The organism is Pseudomonas sp. RIT357, from assembly GCF_000632245.1.
Lineage (GTDB): Bacteria > Pseudomonadota > Gammaproteobacteria > Pseudomonadales > Pseudomonadaceae > Aquipseudomonas > Aquipseudomonas sivasensis.
Map to the genome: position 1 here is coordinate 32,721 of NZ_JFYX01000049.1, position 14,553 is coordinate 47,273.

16 protein-coding genes are annotated in these 14,553 nt (G+C 60.1%); 12 read left to right on the forward strand and 4 right to left on the reverse strand.

Features of this window, described 5'->3' with window-relative positions; all coding sequences use genetic code 11:
* The first annotated feature begins 53 nt into the window (after positions 1–53).
* From livH to BW43_RS01085, 8 genes are all read left to right on the forward strand, one after another.
* Positions 54–977, forward strand: a complete 924-nt coding sequence (gene livH, locus BW43_RS01120; protein ID WP_003172375.1) for a high-affinity branched-chain amino acid ABC transporter permease LivH — start codon at positions 54–56, stop codon at positions 975–977.
* Positions 974–2,227: a high-affinity branched-chain amino acid ABC transporter permease LivM gene (locus BW43_RS01115; RefSeq protein WP_032891578.1), complete on the forward strand. Its 1,254-nt coding sequence runs from the start codon at positions 974–976 to the stop codon at positions 2,225–2,227. The genes livH and BW43_RS01115 overlap by 4 nt, the downstream gene beginning before the upstream one ends.
* The gene (livG, locus tag BW43_RS01110; protein ID WP_012722652.1) at positions 2,224–2,991 is read left to right on the forward strand and encodes a high-affinity branched-chain amino acid ABC transporter ATP-binding protein LivG; all 768 of its coding nucleotides are present in this window, start codon (positions 2,224–2,226) and stop codon (positions 2,989–2,991) included. Before BW43_RS01115 ends, livG begins: the two co-directional genes overlap by 4 nt.
* Position 2,992: 1 nt before the next feature.
* Positions 2,993–3,694, forward strand: coding sequence for an ABC transporter ATP-binding protein (locus BW43_RS01105; protein WP_010212366.1), 702 nt, complete (start codon positions 2,993–2,995; stop codon positions 3,692–3,694).
* Between the two features lie 238 nt (positions 3,695–3,932).
* A complete protein-coding gene (locus tag BW43_RS01100) occupies positions 3,933–4,229 on the forward strand; it encodes a DUF2282 domain-containing protein (protein WP_032891579.1) in 297 nt (98 codons plus the stop codon).
* Positions 4,230–4,255: 26 nt separating this feature from the next.
* Entirely contained in the window at positions 4,256–5,131 is an 876-nt protein-coding gene (locus tag BW43_RS01095) for a DUF692 domain-containing protein (RefSeq protein ID WP_371260763.1), read from the forward strand.
* Complete coding sequence (locus tag BW43_RS01090; protein ID WP_032891581.1) at positions 5,128–5,904, forward strand: DNA-binding domain-containing protein; 777 nt, start codon at positions 5,128–5,130, stop codon at positions 5,902–5,904. Before BW43_RS01095 ends, BW43_RS01090 begins: the two co-directional genes overlap by 4 nt.
* Entirely contained in the window at positions 5,901–6,386 is a 486-nt protein-coding gene (locus BW43_RS01085; RefSeq protein ID WP_032891582.1) for a DoxX family protein, read from the forward strand. Before BW43_RS01090 ends, BW43_RS01085 begins: the two co-directional genes overlap by 4 nt.
* Here the strand turns inward: BW43_RS01085 and BW43_RS01080 are convergent.
* On the reverse strand, positions 6,383–7,291 hold the full coding sequence (locus BW43_RS01080; RefSeq protein ID WP_032891584.1) for a LysR family transcriptional regulator: 909 nt from the start codon (positions 7,289–7,291) through the stop codon (positions 6,383–6,385). The genes BW43_RS01085 and BW43_RS01080 overlap by 4 nt on opposite strands.
* A 103-nt stretch (positions 7,292–7,394) precedes the next feature.
* Here BW43_RS01080 and BW43_RS01075 point away from each other — a divergent pair, with 103 nt between their 5' ends.
* The 3 genes from BW43_RS01075 (at position 7,395) to BW43_RS01065 (ending at position 10,482) form a co-directional block, all read left to right on the forward strand.
* Positions 7,395–7,994, forward strand: coding sequence for a short chain dehydrogenase (locus BW43_RS01075; protein ID WP_032891585.1), 600 nt, complete (start codon positions 7,395–7,397; stop codon positions 7,992–7,994).
* 97 nt (positions 7,995–8,091) lie between these two features.
* Positions 8,092–8,763, forward strand: coding sequence for a COG3650 family protein (locus BW43_RS01070; protein ID WP_032891587.1), 672 nt, complete (start codon positions 8,092–8,094; stop codon positions 8,761–8,763).
* Positions 8,764–8,868: 105 nt separating this feature from the next.
* Complete coding sequence (locus BW43_RS01065) at positions 8,869–10,482, forward strand: NAD(P)/FAD-dependent oxidoreductase (protein WP_032891589.1); 1,614 nt, start codon at positions 8,869–8,871, stop codon at positions 10,480–10,482.
* A 122-nt stretch (positions 10,483–10,604) separates the two neighbouring features.
* Here BW43_RS01065 and BW43_RS01060 read toward each other — a convergent pair whose 3' ends face one another.
* On the reverse strand, positions 10,605–11,699 hold the full coding sequence (locus tag BW43_RS01060; RefSeq protein ID WP_032891592.1) for a PLP-dependent cysteine synthase family protein: 1,095 nt from the start codon (positions 11,697–11,699) through the stop codon (positions 10,605–10,607).
* A gap of 216 nt (positions 11,700–11,915) precedes the next feature.
* Here BW43_RS01060 and nhaA point away from each other — a divergent pair, with 216 nt between their 5' ends.
* Positions 11,916–13,091, forward strand: coding sequence for a Na+/H+ antiporter NhaA (gene nhaA / locus BW43_RS01055; protein ID WP_032891593.1), 1,176 nt, complete (start codon positions 11,916–11,918; stop codon positions 13,089–13,091).
* A 77-nt stretch (positions 13,092–13,168) separates the two neighbouring features.
* On the opposite strand, the gene BW43_RS01050 is transcribed toward nhaA, so the two are convergent.
* Positions 13,169–13,633, reverse strand: coding sequence for a glycine zipper 2TM domain-containing protein (locus BW43_RS01050; RefSeq protein ID WP_003189251.1), 465 nt, complete (start codon positions 13,631–13,633; stop codon positions 13,169–13,171).
* Positions 13,634–13,897: 264 nt separating this feature from the next.
* Positions 13,898–14,545, reverse strand: a complete 648-nt coding sequence (gene pdxH / locus BW43_RS01045; RefSeq protein WP_032891594.1) for a pyridoxamine 5'-phosphate oxidase — start codon at positions 14,543–14,545, stop codon at positions 13,898–13,900.
* Positions 14,546–14,553 lie beyond the last annotated feature (8 nt).

The following is a 14,553-nucleotide window of genomic DNA, read 5'->3' on the forward strand; positions in this document are numbered from 1 at the left end:
CCGGAACATGACTCCACCAGTGAAATGCGTATCGGGTTTTTAGGAGCGCTGTAATGCCTGAGATCTATCATTTTTTCCAACAGCTGGTTAATGGCCTGACCATTGGCAGCACCTATGCCTTGATAGCCATTGGCTACACAATGGTTTACGGCATCATTGGAATGATCAACTTCGCCCATGGCGAGGTGTACATGATTGGTTCCTACGTGGCCTTCATCGCCCTTGCCGGGCTGGCCATGATGGGTATCCACTCCCTGCCGCTGTTGATGACCGCCGCGTTCCTTGCGTCGATCGTCGTAACCAGTGCCTATGGCTACAGTATCGAGCGCGTTGCCTACCGTCCCTTGCGTGGCAGCAACCGTTTGATCCCGCTGATTTCCGCCATCGGCATGTCGATTTTCCTGCAGAACACCGTGTTGCTGTCTCAGGACTCCAAGGATAAATCCATCCCGAACCTGATTCCGGGGAGCTTCTCCTTCGGCCCAGGTGGTGCGGAAGAAGTGCTGATTTCCTACATGCAGATCCTGGTCTTCGTCGTCACCCTGGTGGCCATGCTGGGCCTGACCCTGTTCATCTCCCGCTCCCGTCTGGGGCGCGCCTGCAGGGCCTGTGCCGAAGACATCAAGATGGCCAACCTGTTGGGCATCAACACCAACAACATCATCGCCCTGACCTTCGTGATCGGTGCTGCGCTGGCAGCCGTCGCGGCGGTACTGCTGAGCATGCAGTACGGCGTAATCAACCCCAACGCCGGTTTCCTGGTAGGCCTCAAGGCTTTTACCGCAGCGGTATTGGGCGGCATCGGCAGTATTCCGGGCGCGATGCTCGGCGGGCTGGTGCTGGGTGTGGCCGAGGCGTTTGGTGCCGATATCTTCGGCGACCAGTACAAGGACGTCGTGGCGTTCGGCCTGTTGGTTTTGGTGCTGTTGTTCCGTCCGACCGGCATCCTGGGCCGTCCGGAGGTTGAGAAAGTATGAGCAGATATCTTAAATCGGCGTTTTTCAGCGCCTTGCTGGTGTGGGCCGTGGCCTTCCCGGTACTCGGCCTCAAGCTGAGCATTGTCGGCATCAACCTGGAAGTGCATGGCACCGGTCCCGTGACCCTGACCATCATCGCCCTGTGTTCGGTGCTGATGTTCCTGCGTGTGCTGTTCACCCAGCAGGTCGGCGCTCTGTTCAAGAGCAACCGTGGTCCGTTGTTATCGCCTAAGGTCAGCCAATTCCTGACCCTGCCGCGCACCCAGCGCTACATCATCATCGGCCTGATCGTGGCCGCGCTGATCTGGCCGTTCTTTGGCTCGCGCGGTGCCGTAGACATCGCCACCCTGATCCTGATCTACGTGTTGCTGGGCCTGGGCCTGAACATCGTGGTGGGCCTCGCCGGCCTGCTCGACCTGGGTTATGTGGGTTTCTACGCCGTGGGTGCCTACACCTACGCGCTGCTCTCGCACTATCTGGGCTGGAGCTTCTGGATCTGCCTGCCGCTGGCCGGCATGGCGGCGGCCACGTTCGGCTTCCTGCTGGGCTTCCCGGTACTGCGACTGCGCGGTGACTACCTGGCCATCGTGACCCTGGGTTTCGGCGAGATCATTCGTCTGTTCCTGCGTAACCTCACGGACATCACCGGCGGCCCCAACGGCATTAGCAGCATCCCCAAGCCAACGTTCTTCGGGCTGTCGTTCGACCGCTCCGCTGCCGAAGGCATGCAGACCTTCCACGAGTACTTCGGGATTGCCTACAACCCGGTAAGCAAAGTGGTGTTCCTGTACCTGGTGGCGCTGTTGCTGGCGCTGGCGGCATTGTTCGTGATCAACCGCCTGCTGCGCATGCCAATCGGCCGTGCTTGGGAAGCGTTGCGCGAAGATGAAATCGCCTGCCGCGCCCTGGGTCTGAACCCGACCATCATCAAGCTCTCCGCCTTCACCCTGGGTGCTGCGTTCGCCGGTTTTGCCGGCAGCTTCTTCGCCGCGCGCCAAGGCCTGGTGACACCGGAGTCGTTCACCTTTATCGAGTCGGCGATCATCCTCGCCATCGTGGTATTGGGCGGCATGGGCTCGCAGCTGGGCGTGATCCTGGCCGCGATCGTGATGATCCTGCTGCCAGAAATGATGCGTGAGTTCAGCGAATACCGCATGTTGATGTTCGGCGCCATGATGGTGCTGATGATGATCTGGCGTCCTCAAGGTCTGCTGCCCATGCAACGTCCACACATGGAGCTGCGCAAATGAGCCGCGAGATCCTGAAAGTCGAAAATCTGAGCATGCGCTTTGGCGGTTTGCTGGCGGTCAACGGCGTGGCCCTGACCGTGAAAGAGAAACAGGTGGTTGCATTGATCGGCCCCAACGGCGCCGGCAAGACCACGGTGTTCAACTGCCTCACCGGCTTCTACAAGCCAAGCGGTGGCAGCATCCTGCTGGACGGCCAGCCTATCCAGGGTTTGGCCGGTCACGAGATCGCCCGCAAGGGCGTGGTGCGTACCTTCCAGAACGTGCGGTTGTTCAAAGACATGACGGCGGTCGAAAACCTGTTGATCGCCCAACACCGTCACCTGAACACCAACTTCTTTGCAGGCCTGTTCAAGACCCCGGCGTTTCGCAAAAGCGAGCGCGAGGCCATGGAATACGCGGAGTACTGGCTGGACAAGGTCAACCTCACCGAGTTTGCCAACCGTCCCGCCGGCACCCTGGCCTACGGTCAGCAACGTCGCCTGGAAATCGCCCGCTGCATGATGACCCGCCCGCGGATCCTCATGCTCGACGAACCAGCCGCCGGCCTGAACCCAAAGGAAACTGAAGACCTCAAGGCGCTGATCGGTGTGCTGCGTGAAGAAAACAACGCCACGGTGCTGTTGATCGAACACGACATGAAACTGGTCATGAGCATTTCCGACCACATCGTGGTGATCAACCAGGGCACGCCCCTGGCCGACGGGACGCCGGAGCAGATCCGCGACAATCCTGAAGTGATCAAAGCCTATTTGGGGGAAGCGTAAAATGCTGCAATTCGAAAACGTTTCCACTTTCTACGGCAAGATCCAGGCCCTGCACAGCGTCAATGTGGAAGTACGCCAGGGTGAAATCGTGACCCTGATCGGCGCCAACGGCGCCGGCAAGTCCACCCTGTTGATGACCTTGTGCGGTTCGCCACAGGCCCACAGCGGCAGCATCCGCTACATGGGTGAAGAACTGGTGGGCCAGCAGTCTTCGCAGATCATGCGCAAGAGCATTGCGGTGGTGCCGGAAGGCCGCCGAGTGTTCTCGCGACTGACCGTCGAAGAAAACCTGGCCATGGGCGGGTTCTTCACCGACAAGGGCGACTACCAGGAGCAAATGGACAAGGTGCTGCACCTGTTCCCCCGGCTCAAGGAGCGCTTCAGTCAGCGCGGCGGCACCATGTCCGGCGGCGAGCAGCAAATGCTCGCCATCGGCCGGGCGCTGATGAGCAAGCCCAAGCTGTTGCTCCTGGACGAACCGTCCCTGGGCCTGGCACCGATCATCATCCAGCAGATTTTCGACATCATCGAACAGCTGCGCAAAGACGGTGTGACCGTGTTTCTGGTGGAACAGAACGCCAACCAGGCGCTGAAAATCGCCGACCGCGCCTATGTACTGGAAAACGGTCGTGTGGTGATGCAGGGCACTGGCGAGCAGTTGCTGACGGATCCGAAGGTGCGCGAGGCGTACTTGGGCGGCTAAGAGACGGTTGCTGAATAAACCGGATCTAAATGTGGGAGGGAGCTTGCTCCCGATGGCGGACTATCAGGCACAGAGCATGTGACTGATAGTCCGCCATCGGGAGCAAGCTCCCTCCCACATTTGTTTTGCACCGTTTGAAAGTTTTTCAACTGCCTTTGTAACGAACTCAATCCTCCCTTCTCTAGTGGTGCATGCAGGCAATCAAGCCTGCCCACTCAACCACTGCTGGAGAAACACCATGACGACCAAACTGTCCGCCGCGTCCCTCGTCCTCGCCCTGAGTTCTGCCTTGAGCCTCTCCGCTCTGACCAGCACCGTCCACGCCGCCGACGACATGCAGAAATGCTTCGGCGTCGCTGAAGCCGGTAAGAACGATTGCGCCGCAGGCGCAGGCACCTCCTGTGCCGGCAGCTCGAAAACCAAGGATCAGGCCAACGCCTGGAAACTGGTCCCCGCCGGCACCTGCACCCAAACCCCCAGCTCCACCTCACCGACCGGTTTCGGCCAGGAAGCTGCCTTCACCGCCAAGTCGTGAAACCCTGCACAGCCTGAGTACGGATCATGACGCTTTCACGCCAGCACACGGTCTCACACGCTCAGGCGCCCGGCCTCCCCTGTCGGGCCGGGCTGGGGCTGAAGAGCGAGCACTTCACCGAAGTGCTCCAGACCCTTCCCGATGTCGGTTTTTTTGAAATACACGCCGAAAACTACATGGTGGCCGGCGGCCCGTTTCATCACTACCTAGGGTTGATTCGCCAACAGTACTCGCTGTCGCTGCACGGCGTGGGCCTGTCCATCGGCGGCGAAGGCCCGCTCAACCGTGAGCACCTGGCGCGCCTGGCAACGCTGATCGAACGCTACCAACCCCACTCCTTTTCCGAACACTTGGCCTGGTCCAGCCACGGCCCGGTGTTTCTCAATGACTTACTGCCCCTGGCCTACGACGCAGACACGCTGAACCGGGTATGCGAACACATCGACCAAGTGCAGAGCACACTCAAGCGGCCCATGCTGCTAGAGAATCCATCGACCTATTTGCAGTTCCAGCGCTCTACCCTGGACGAGACCGACTTCATCAGCGAGACCATCCGCCGCACTGGCTGTGGCTTGCTGCTGGATGTGAACAATGCCTACGTGTCGTGTATCAACCACCAGCGCGACCCGCTCACTTACATCGACGCCCTGCCGTTGCACGCGGTGGGCGAGATTCACCTGGCCGGCTTTGGCGAGGACACCGACAACCTGGGTGATCGCCTGCTGATCGACGACCATGGTGCCCCCATCAACAACGCCGTATGGCAACTGTACGAACAGGTGCTCACACGAACTGGCCCGGTCGCCACGCTCATTGAACGTGACAACCACGTGCCGGCCTTTAACGTTTTGCACGCTGAAGCCCAACAGGCCGAGCACTATTTATCGCAGGTCCGCCCATGAGCCTTCACGACGCCTTCACCAGCGCCTTGCTGGCACCCGACCTGCCTTGCCCGGACGGCCTGTTCAGCAGTAACGGTGCCGACCCGGCCAGTCGCTTTGCGGTATATCGCAACAATGTTCACAGCTCATTGATCAATGCACTGGCATCGGCCTATCCCGTGACAGTGCAATTGGTAGGCGATGAGTTTTTCCGCGCCATGGTCGGCGTTTACGTCCAGGCGCACCCGCCTACCAGCCCACTGATCAGTGAGTACGGCAGCACATTCGCCGACTTCATCCAGGGTTTCGATCCGGCCTCCAGTGTGCCTTATCTGGCCGACGTGGCCCGCTTGGAACGCTTGCGGGTTCGTGCCTATCACGCGGCAGATACGCCGGCGGTGAGTCAGCAAGACGCCCTGCAACAGCTGCAGGCCCAAACGGAGCTGGGCGCATTGCGCCTACGGCTGCACCCATCCCTTGCCGCTTTGAACTCAGCCTACGCCGTGGTTGCGGTATGGGCGGCGCACCAGACCGAGGGCGCCTTGGCCACTCTTGATCCTTACAAAGCCCAAAGTGCATTGGTGCTGCGCCAGGGGTTGATCGTCAAGGTCTTCGCCGTCGACGGCGGCTCTGTCGCTTTTATCAATAGCCTGAACCACGGCGCCGCATTGGAAATGGCCGTGGCGGATGCGCTTAAAGCCTGCGCCGAGTTCGACCTGCACCAGTGTTTGTCACTGCTGATCAACCACGACGCCATCACTCACTTGCTCCCAGAACAAAAGGTATCGCCATGAACACTAGCCCTTCGTGCCGGATCAAACAGGCCATCGTTCTTTTCGAGAAAATCCCCTACAGCCTGATCGCGTTTATTGCGCGCTTTTCAATCGCGGCAGTGTTCTGGAAATCCGGGCAAACCAAGGTAGAAGGCTTCGCCATCGATCTGGTCAGCGGCACGTTCCAACTCGGTGAACCCTCACTCGCCGCCTCGACACTGCCGCTGTTTCGCAGTGAGTACCACGTGCCGTTGATATCGCCGGAAGTGGCCGCGCACATGGCGGCGTTTGCAGAGCACTTTTTCCCGGTACTGATATTGGTGGGGTTCGCCACGCGCTTCTCGGCCCTGGCCTTGATTGGCATGACGTTGGTCATTCAATTGTTCGTGTACCCGGACGCCTACCCCACCCACGGCACTTGGCTTGCGCTGCTGTTGCTATTGGTTGCCAAGGGCCCTGGTTGCTTGTCCATCGACCACTTGATCGCCCGCCGCTACCGTTAAAGACGATCCAACGCCTCGCCGCTGCGCTTGAACCACTCCACCAGGTAGTCGGCCAGAACCTGGGTGCGCCTGGGCAGACCACCTTGATAAGGGTGAACCAGGTACATCGGCAGGCTTCGAGTCTGATAGTCACGCAGCAACCAGCGCAATCGACCGTCGGCCAGTTCCGTCGGCAGCACGTAGGACGGCAACCGGGCAATACCAGCGCCTACCAGCGCTGCCTTCTTCAGCAAGTTGTAATGGTTGGAGGCAAAGGTGCCGCTTACCCTGACCCGCAACAACTCGTGCTGCTGGTGATACAGCCATTCCTCGCGGCCGCTGTAGTGGCTGTTGAGCAAGCAGGTGTGCGCCGCAAGATCCGCCGGGGTCAGCGGTTCGCCGTGCTGCTCCAGATAGGCGGGGCTGGCGCAAGTCATCTCATGCCAGGCCAGCAGAGGCTTGGCCACCAGGCGCTCGTTTTCAATCGCACCCGAACGCACCCCCAAGTCGAATCCATCACGCGCGAGGTCTCGATAGCTGTTGTTGAGTTCAATCTCGATCTGCACCTGAGGGTACTGCTTGGAAAATTCCAGCAACAAGCCATCGAAGAAAGTTTCGCCTAATGAAACGGGAACCGTCATACGCACCGGCCCGGCCAGATCGTCCTTGAGCCTCGCCAGTGCCTGACGCGCACGTTCCACCTGCACCACCAATGCCTGGGCCTGTGGCAACAACGCCGCGCCGGCAGCGGTCAGGGTGAGCTTGCGGGTGGTGCGGTGCAACAACACCACACAAAACTGCGCTTCCAACTGGGAGATACGCTTGGATAACTGGCCCTTACTGCAGCCCAGTTGCTCGGCGGCCACCGTAAAACTGCCGGCTTCGATCAGTACGGCAAAGGCCGCCAGGTCATCCATCTCGCTCATGGATTGTTTCCATTTGAAAACCAAAGGTTGCCTATTACCACGTTTATCCAGCGAAAAAGCCACCCTAGACTGAGCCCTCACTTATCACTGGAGGAACAGCACCATGAAAATCCTATTGATTGGCGCGAGTGGCACCGTCGGCTCGGCAGTCAAGGCCGAACTGGCTCAGCGTCATGAAGTGATCAGCATCGGCCGCACCAGCGGCGACTTCCAAGTGGATATCAGCGACAGCGCGTCAATCCGCAGGTTGTTTGAGCAAACCGGTAAATTCGACGCCCTCATCTGCGCGGCCGGTAGCGTGAATTTCGTGGCGCTGGGTGATATGAGCGAAAACGACTTTGAACTTGGCCTGCGTGACAAGCTGATGGGCCAGGTAAACCTGCTGCTGATAGGCCGCGAGTATGCTAACGACGGCGCCTCGTTCACCTTCACCAGTGGCATTCTCAACCGTGATCCGATTCGGACTGGCGCTTCTGCGGCGCTGGTCAATGGCGCACTCGATGCGTTTGTCAAAGCGGCAGCGATCGAATTGCCACGAGGCCTGCGCATCAACTCCGTGAGCCCCACAGTGCTGGAAGAGGCCATGGGCAGCTACGCACCTTACTTCCGAGGCTATAAGCCGGCTCCGGGCGCTGACGTGGCCTTGGCCTACGCTAAAAGCGTAGAAGGCCTACAGACCGGCCAGACATTTATGGTTGGCTGAATGTAAGGGTTGTAAGAATTACCTGAAGCGGGACAGCGGGGTTGTGATGCACCGCCAGCCTGCGTAACGTGGCGGCACTTGCCTGGAGACCCCGATAATGCGTGCCGCCCGTACCTTTGCTTTGTGTGCTTTGCTTCCCTTTCTAACCGCGTGTCAGGTCTTCGAGAGCGAGCCGGCCAAGCCGTCTACGGTTGGGCTGACCCGCATGCAGGGCCAACTCACAGCCGTAGGCGACAAACTGTTGTTCCAAGCGTGCCACGACCAACGTAACTACGTGGTCAAGGACACCGGCGGCACCAGCATCCTGCAGGAAGCCGCCTCCCTGGCCGGCCAGCAAGGTGCGCTGTTTGCCGACCTGCGCGGTAAGTTTTCGGGCGTCGCCACCGGCACTCAGGGCGAAGTGGAGTTGCAACAGCTCTACCGTGTCGAACGGTCGACCTCGGCCTGCGACGACCCCGATTTCAAACGCATGATCCTGCGCGCCAACGGCCACAAGCCGGCCTGGGCGATGAACGTCACCGCCAAGGGCATGGTGCTGGAACGTGAAGGCCAGCCGCCTTTGGCCGTACCTTATGTAGAAGAGCAGATCGGCGACGGCCGCTTTAACCTGATGACCGAAGCCAACAACCAGCACATCGAGCTGTGGGTGGCTCCGCAACGTTGTGTGGACAGCGTCAGCGGCAGCCTGCAACACATGACCGCCGAATTGCGGATCAACGGTCAAGTCCAGCGTGGCTGCGCGGCTTTCGGTGGTTCGCGGGACGATTGATAGTGTCCTGCGCTTTTTAGCATGACGGGACACCACCGTTGGGGCTTATAATCGCCGGTTTGCAAAACCGCCGGCCTTACCGAATGCCGCACACCGGATCCCGTCATGTTACGAATCACCGAACTCAAGCTGCCCATCGACCATCCCGAAGAAGACCTGCGGCCTGCCATCCTGGCGCGCCTGGGCATCGCCAGTGATGACCTGCTCGATTTCACCCTCTTCAAACGCAGCTACGACGCCCGTAAAAAATCGTCGGAGCTGTGCTTCATCTACACCATCGACTTGGATGTGAAGGGTGAAGCCGCCCTGCTGCTCAAGTTTGCCGATGACCGCAACGTCAACCCGGCGCCGGATGTCAGCTACAAAGTAGTCGGCCAAGCGCCCGAAGGCCTGGCTGAACGACCGATCGTAGTCGGTTTTGGCCCCTGCGGGATCTTCGCCGGGCTGCTGCTGGCGCAGATGGGTTTCAAGCCGATCATCCTCGAACGCGGCAAGGAAGTGCGCCAGCGCACCAAAGACACCTGGGGCCTGTGGCGCAAAAGCGTACTGAACCCCGAGTCCAACGTGCAGTTTGGTGAAGGCGGCGCCGGCACCTTCTCCGACGGCAAGCTTTACAGCCAGATCAAAGACCCCAAATTCCACGGCCGTAAAGTACTCCACGAGTTCGTCAAAGCCGGCGCGCCGGAAGAAATCCTCTACGTCAGTAAGCCGCACATCGGTACCTTCCGCCTGACCGGCGTGGTGGAACACATGCGCGAGCAGATCATCGCCCTGGGCGGTGAGGTGCGTTTCGAGCAACGCGTGACTGACGTGCTGATTGAAGACGGCCAACTGAACGGGGTGGTGGTGGATGGCGGCGAGCAGATCCTGTCCAGGCACGTGATCCTGGCACTGGGCCACAGCGCCCGCGATACCTTCCGCATGCTTCACGGTCGTGGCGTATACATGGAGGCCAAGCCGTTTTCGGTGGGCTTCCGCATTGAACACCCTCAATCGCTGATCGATGCCGCGCGCCTGGGTAAATACGCCGGGCACCCGAAGCTGGGCGCCGCCGACTACAAACTGGTGCACCACGCGAAGAATGGTCGCTCGGTCTACAGCTTCTGCATGTGCCCTGGCGGCACTGTGGTGGCGGCCACCTCCGAGCCGAACCGCGTCGTGACCAACGGCATGAGCCAGTACTCACGTAACGAGCGCAATGCCAACTCCGGCATCGTGGTCGGCATCACGCCGGAAGTGGACTACCCCGGTGGCCCGCTGGCGGGTATCGAGTTGCAGGAACGCCTGGAGTCCCACGCCTACATTCTCGGTGGCAGCAACTACGAAGCCCCGGCACAACTGGTGGGTGATTTCATCGCCGGCAAGCCGTCCACCGCCATCGGCAGTGTGGAACCGTCCTACAAACCTGGCGTGGCCCTGGGCGACCTGGCGTTGGCGCTGCCGGACTTCGCCATCGAAGCCATCCGCGAAGCGCTGCCGGCGTTCGAGAAGCAAATCAAAGGCTACTCGCTGCACGATGCGGTACTGACCGGTATCGAAACGCGCACCTCGTCGCCGCTGCGGATAACCCGTGACGAATCGATGCAGAGCCTGAACGTGAAAGGCCTGTTTCCGGCCGGTGAAGGCGCGGGTTATGCCGGTGGGATTTTGTCGGCGGGTGTTGATGGGATTCGAATTGCCGAGGCGTTGGCGCGGGATATGTTGGGCATCGAGGCCTGAGCACATCCGTGTTCACAAGTGGGAAGGGGCTTGCTCCCGATAGCAGTGGATCAGTCAGGACACATGTGACTGGTCCACCTTCATTGGGAGCAAGCTCCCTCCCACACGGTTTTTGCGTGATTTCAGATGTTAGCGCGCAGGATGCAATCCGGTAGCGGCTCGCCCCGCTCCACACTGGCCGCAACGGCCGCGATCAGCCCTTGCAACTCGTACCCCTGCCCCGCCAACCACACCGGGTTGTAATAGGTTGTGGCGTATCGCTCGCCACCATCGCACAAGATCGCCACGATAGAACCCGACTCCCCCGCAGCCTTCATCTGCTGCGCTGCCACCAGCGCGCCAACCAGGTTGGTCCCGCTGGAACCGCCCACTCGCCGCCCCAATCGCTCTGCCAAGTAATGCATGGCTGCCAGTGACAGCGCATCCGGGACCTTGACCATTGCGTCGATCACCTTCGGCAAAAACGACGCCTCGACCCGTGGCCGGCCAATGCCTTCGATACGCGAACCGCAGTCCAGGCGCAGGCTGGCGTCACCCGTCTGGTAATAGTCAAAAAACACTGATCGCTCAGCATCGGCACATAGCACGCGGGTGGCGTGCTGGCGATACCGCACGTAGCGACCCAATGTCGCCGTGGTGCCGCCAGTGCCGGGGCTGGAAATCAGCCAGCTCGGCTCGGGATGCTGCTCGAAACGCATCTGTTGGAAGATCGACTCGGCGATGTTGTTGTTCGCGCGCCAGTCGGTAGCGCGCTCGGCGTAGGTGAACTGGTCCATGAAGTGACCGCCACTTTCCCGCGCCAAGCGCTCGGATTCTGCATAGATCTGTGTGGGATCTTTTACCAGATGGCTCTTACCGCCATAGAAGGCAATCTGCGCGATTTTTTCCTGGGAGGTGGTGGCCGGCATCACCGCGATAAACGGCAGGCCGAACAGCCGAGCAAAGTAGGCTTCGGAGATCGCCGTGGAGCCGCTGGAGGCTTCAATCACCGGTGCTCCGGGCTTGAGCCAACCATTGCACAGCGCATACAGAAACAGCGAGCGGGCCAGCCGGTGTTTGAGGCTGCCGGTGGGATGGCTCGACTCGTCCTTGAAGTACAACTCGATACCCGGCAAACCTGGCAGCGGCAAGGGGATCAGGTGGGTGTCAGCGCTGCGCTGGAAGTCTGCTTCGATGATACGAATGGCTTCGCGAGCCCAGGGACGATGGTCACTCATGGTCGGTTTCTCTAAGAATTTCCAGGTCAATATTAGGATCTTTCCTACACTCGACACAGATACAGTAACGTCTCAATTGGACACACAATTTCAAGCCCCTGACGCAACGCTGAACCTGCCCATTGCTTATAACAAATAAGAATATAACTTTTGTTTTAACAACTAACGGTACGGGTTAGGGTACCCGCCTATTGAATCCGGATTGGAGAGCACCCCTTGGCTCTGCGTAGCACTTTCACTCGTTTCTTCCAGCTGGAAGCCGCCAGCGGTCTGTTGTTGATCGCCGCTGCGGCCCTGGCATTGATCATCAATAACTCACCGTTGTCCCACCTGTACGGCGCGTTTCTCGACGTGCCGGTGGTGGCGCAGATTGGCGCGTTGAAAATCGACAAGCCAGCCTTGTTGTGGATCAACGATGGCCTGATGGCTCTGTTCTTCCTGTTGATCGGCCTGGAGGTCAAGCGCGAGTTGCTTGACGGCCATCTGTCCAAACCGTCGCAAGTTGTCCTGCCCGGTGCAGCCGCCATCGGCGGTATGGTGGTGCCGGCGCTGATCTACTGGGCGATCAACAAGGACTACCCCGCCGCCCTCTCCGGTTGGGCAATCCCCATGGCCACCGACATTGCCTTCGCCCTGGGCGTGTTGGCGCTGCTGGGCAAGCGCGTCCCGACGTCCTTGAAACTGTTCCTGATGACCCTGGCGATCATCGATGACCTGGGCGCGATCATCGTGATCGCAGTGTTTTATTCCGCCGATTTGTCCGGTGCAGCCTTGGCTGGCGCGGGCGCCTGTCTGGTGGCCTTGATCGCGATGAACCGCCTCGGAGTGATCAAGCTCTGGGCCTATCTGATCGTCGGCCTGATCCTGTGGGTATGCGTGCTCAAAAGTGGCGTGCACGCCACACTGGCCGGCGTGACGCTGGCGTTCTGCATCCCGATGCGCACTAAGAACGCCGAGCCCTCGCCGCTGCTGTCCCTCGAACACGCTCTGCACCCGTGGGTGGCGTACGGCATCCTGCCGCTGTTCGCCTTCGCTAACGCTGGCGTTTCCCTCACCGGCGTCAGCCTGGAGAGCTTCACCCACCACGTGCCCATGGGCATTGCCGCCGGCCTGCTGATCGGCAAGACCATCGGTGTGTTCGGCCTCACTTGGCTGGCCATCAAGACGGGGCTCGCCACACTGCCTAACGGCGCCAACTGGGGCCAAGTCTTCGGCGTGGCGATCCTGTGCGGTATCGGCTTCACCATGAGCCTGTTCGTCGGCTCCCTGGCATTCGTGCCGGGCGCCAGCGAATTTGCCGGCGAGGATCGAATGGGGATTCTGACCGGGTCGATATTGGCAGCATGTATTGGATATCTGGTGACGGCGATGGCGAGTCGTAAAAAAGCCTGATCCCCCAGAAACAGCGCCCACAAAAAAACCCCAACCGGTCACCCGGTTGGGGTTTTTCTTTACCTGCTGCTTACCGATTAACGGGTAACGCGACTGGTACCATCGACCGTCATGATGCGCACGCGGTCGCCAATGCGGAAGATTTCGTTCTCCTGCACAGCCTGGACGTAAGCGCGCATGCTGCCATCGTCTTCGCGAACGGTGATTTCCACGCCTTGAGTGCGGGTCAGGCCTTCTTCAGTGGCCGAGCCCAGCAGGCCGCCAGCAACTGCGCCGATCACAGCAGTGACGATGCTGCCACGGCCGCCGCCGATGGCGCTGCCGCCAACGCCGCCGATGACTGCGCCGGCAGCGCCGCCGATTGGGGTCTTGGTGCCTTCGATTTTCACCGGACGCAGGGATTCGATGGTACCCATGCGCACGGTCTGTACACGACGCGCTTCATCACGGGAATACGAATCGCCGGTCAAACTTGAGGCGCAGCCACCCAGCAGCAGCGACAGGGTGGTAAAGCAGGCAACCAGTAAAACGGACTTACGCATAGCATCAACTCCAAAGGACAGGTGTTCATTAGACGCTGCGGCTTGGCGCCTGTCACGGCAAGCACCGCAGAAAACTGCTTTCATTCAGCCTGAGTACAGACTGCGTACACCGGAAAACTCGACAAACGGTAGCTCAGTTCGTGTACCAAGAGATGTCACAACGGTTTCATCATTGTAGCCGCGCAGCCGCATGCGACCGAAGTCTCTCCCATAGAGACGTCGGTGCTGCGAACAACATTCAGATGAAGTGACGAAAGGTGACGCTCAGGGCGCCAGGCGCTCGCGGGTCCACTCGCCCCCTTGCAGGCGGTAATTCAAGCGGTCATGCAGGCGGCTGGCGCGACCTTGCCAGAACTCAATACGCTCCGGCAGCAGACGATAGCCACCCCAATGCTCGGGGCAGTCGGGCTGGGTATCGCTGAAGCGCTGCTCAGTAGCCGTGAGCAGGTCTTGTAGTTCTTCACGGTCACGAATGACCTGGCTTTGCGGGGAAGCCCAAGCGCCGAGACGGCTGCCCAAAGGACGGACCTGGTAATAAGCGTCCGACTCCTGAGGCGTGACCTTGACCACCCGCCCTTCGATGCGCACCTGGCGCTCCAGGGTCGGCCAGAAAAACGTCATGGCTGCAAACGGCCGCGCCGCGAGTTGTTCACCCTTCGCGCTCTGATAGTTGGTGAAGAAGGTAAAGCCCTGCGTATCCAAGCCCTTGAGCAGCAGGATGCGGCAGTGCGGGCGACCTTCCTGGTCGACCGTAGCCAGGGTCATGGCATTGGCTTCCACCGGAGGCTGCTCGGTTTTCACCGCATCGGCAAACCACTGGTGGAACAACGCAAACGGCTCGCCCGGGGCCTGGGCCTCGCTCAAACCGTCCCGTGTGTAGTCACGGCGCATATCGGCCAGTGCCTGGGTCATGCGGCTTT

Bases quoted from the DNA above. Each gene is read 5' to 3' on its own strand.
- livH (WP_003172375.1), top strand. From the start codon at position 54: ATGCCTGAGATCTATCATTTTTTCCAACAGCTGGTTAATGGCCTGACC.
- BW43_RS01115 (WP_032891578.1), top strand. From the start codon at position 974: ATGAGCAGATATCTTAAATCGGCGTTTTTCAGCGCCTTGCTGGTGTGG.
- livG (WP_012722652.1), top strand. From the start codon at position 2,224: ATGAGCCGCGAGATCCTGAAAGTCGAAAATCTGAGCATGCGCTTTGGC.
- BW43_RS01105 (WP_010212366.1), top strand. From the start codon at position 2,993: ATGCTGCAATTCGAAAACGTTTCCACTTTCTACGGCAAGATCCAGGCC.
- BW43_RS01100 (WP_032891579.1), top strand. From the start codon at position 3,933: ATGACGACCAAACTGTCCGCCGCGTCCCTCGTCCTCGCCCTGAGTTCT.
- BW43_RS01095 (WP_371260763.1), top strand. From the start codon at position 4,256: ATGACGCTTTCACGCCAGCACACGGTCTCACACGCTCAGGCGCCCGGC.
- BW43_RS01090 (WP_032891581.1), top strand. From the start codon at position 5,128: ATGAGCCTTCACGACGCCTTCACCAGCGCCTTGCTGGCACCCGACCTG.
- BW43_RS01085 (WP_032891582.1), top strand. From the start codon at position 5,901: ATGAACACTAGCCCTTCGTGCCGGATCAAACAGGCCATCGTTCTTTTC.
- BW43_RS01080 (WP_032891584.1), bottom strand. From the start codon at position 7,291: ATGAGCGAGATGGATGACCTGGCGGCCTTTGCCGTACTGATCGAAGCC.
- BW43_RS01075 (WP_032891585.1), top strand. From the start codon at position 7,395: ATGAAAATCCTATTGATTGGCGCGAGTGGCACCGTCGGCTCGGCAGTC.
- BW43_RS01070 (WP_032891587.1), top strand. From the start codon at position 8,092: ATGCGTGCCGCCCGTACCTTTGCTTTGTGTGCTTTGCTTCCCTTTCTA.
- BW43_RS01065 (WP_032891589.1), top strand. From the start codon at position 8,869: ATGTTACGAATCACCGAACTCAAGCTGCCCATCGACCATCCCGAAGAA.
- BW43_RS01060 (WP_032891592.1), bottom strand. From the start codon at position 11,699: ATGAGTGACCATCGTCCCTGGGCTCGCGAAGCCATTCGTATCATCGAA.
- BW43_RS01050 (WP_003189251.1), bottom strand. From the start codon at position 13,633: ATGCGTAAGTCCGTTTTACTGGTTGCCTGCTTTACCACCCTGTCGCTG.
- pdxH (WP_032891594.1), bottom strand. From the start codon at position 14,545: ATGACCCAGGCACTGGCCGATATGCGCCGTGACTACACACGGGACGGT.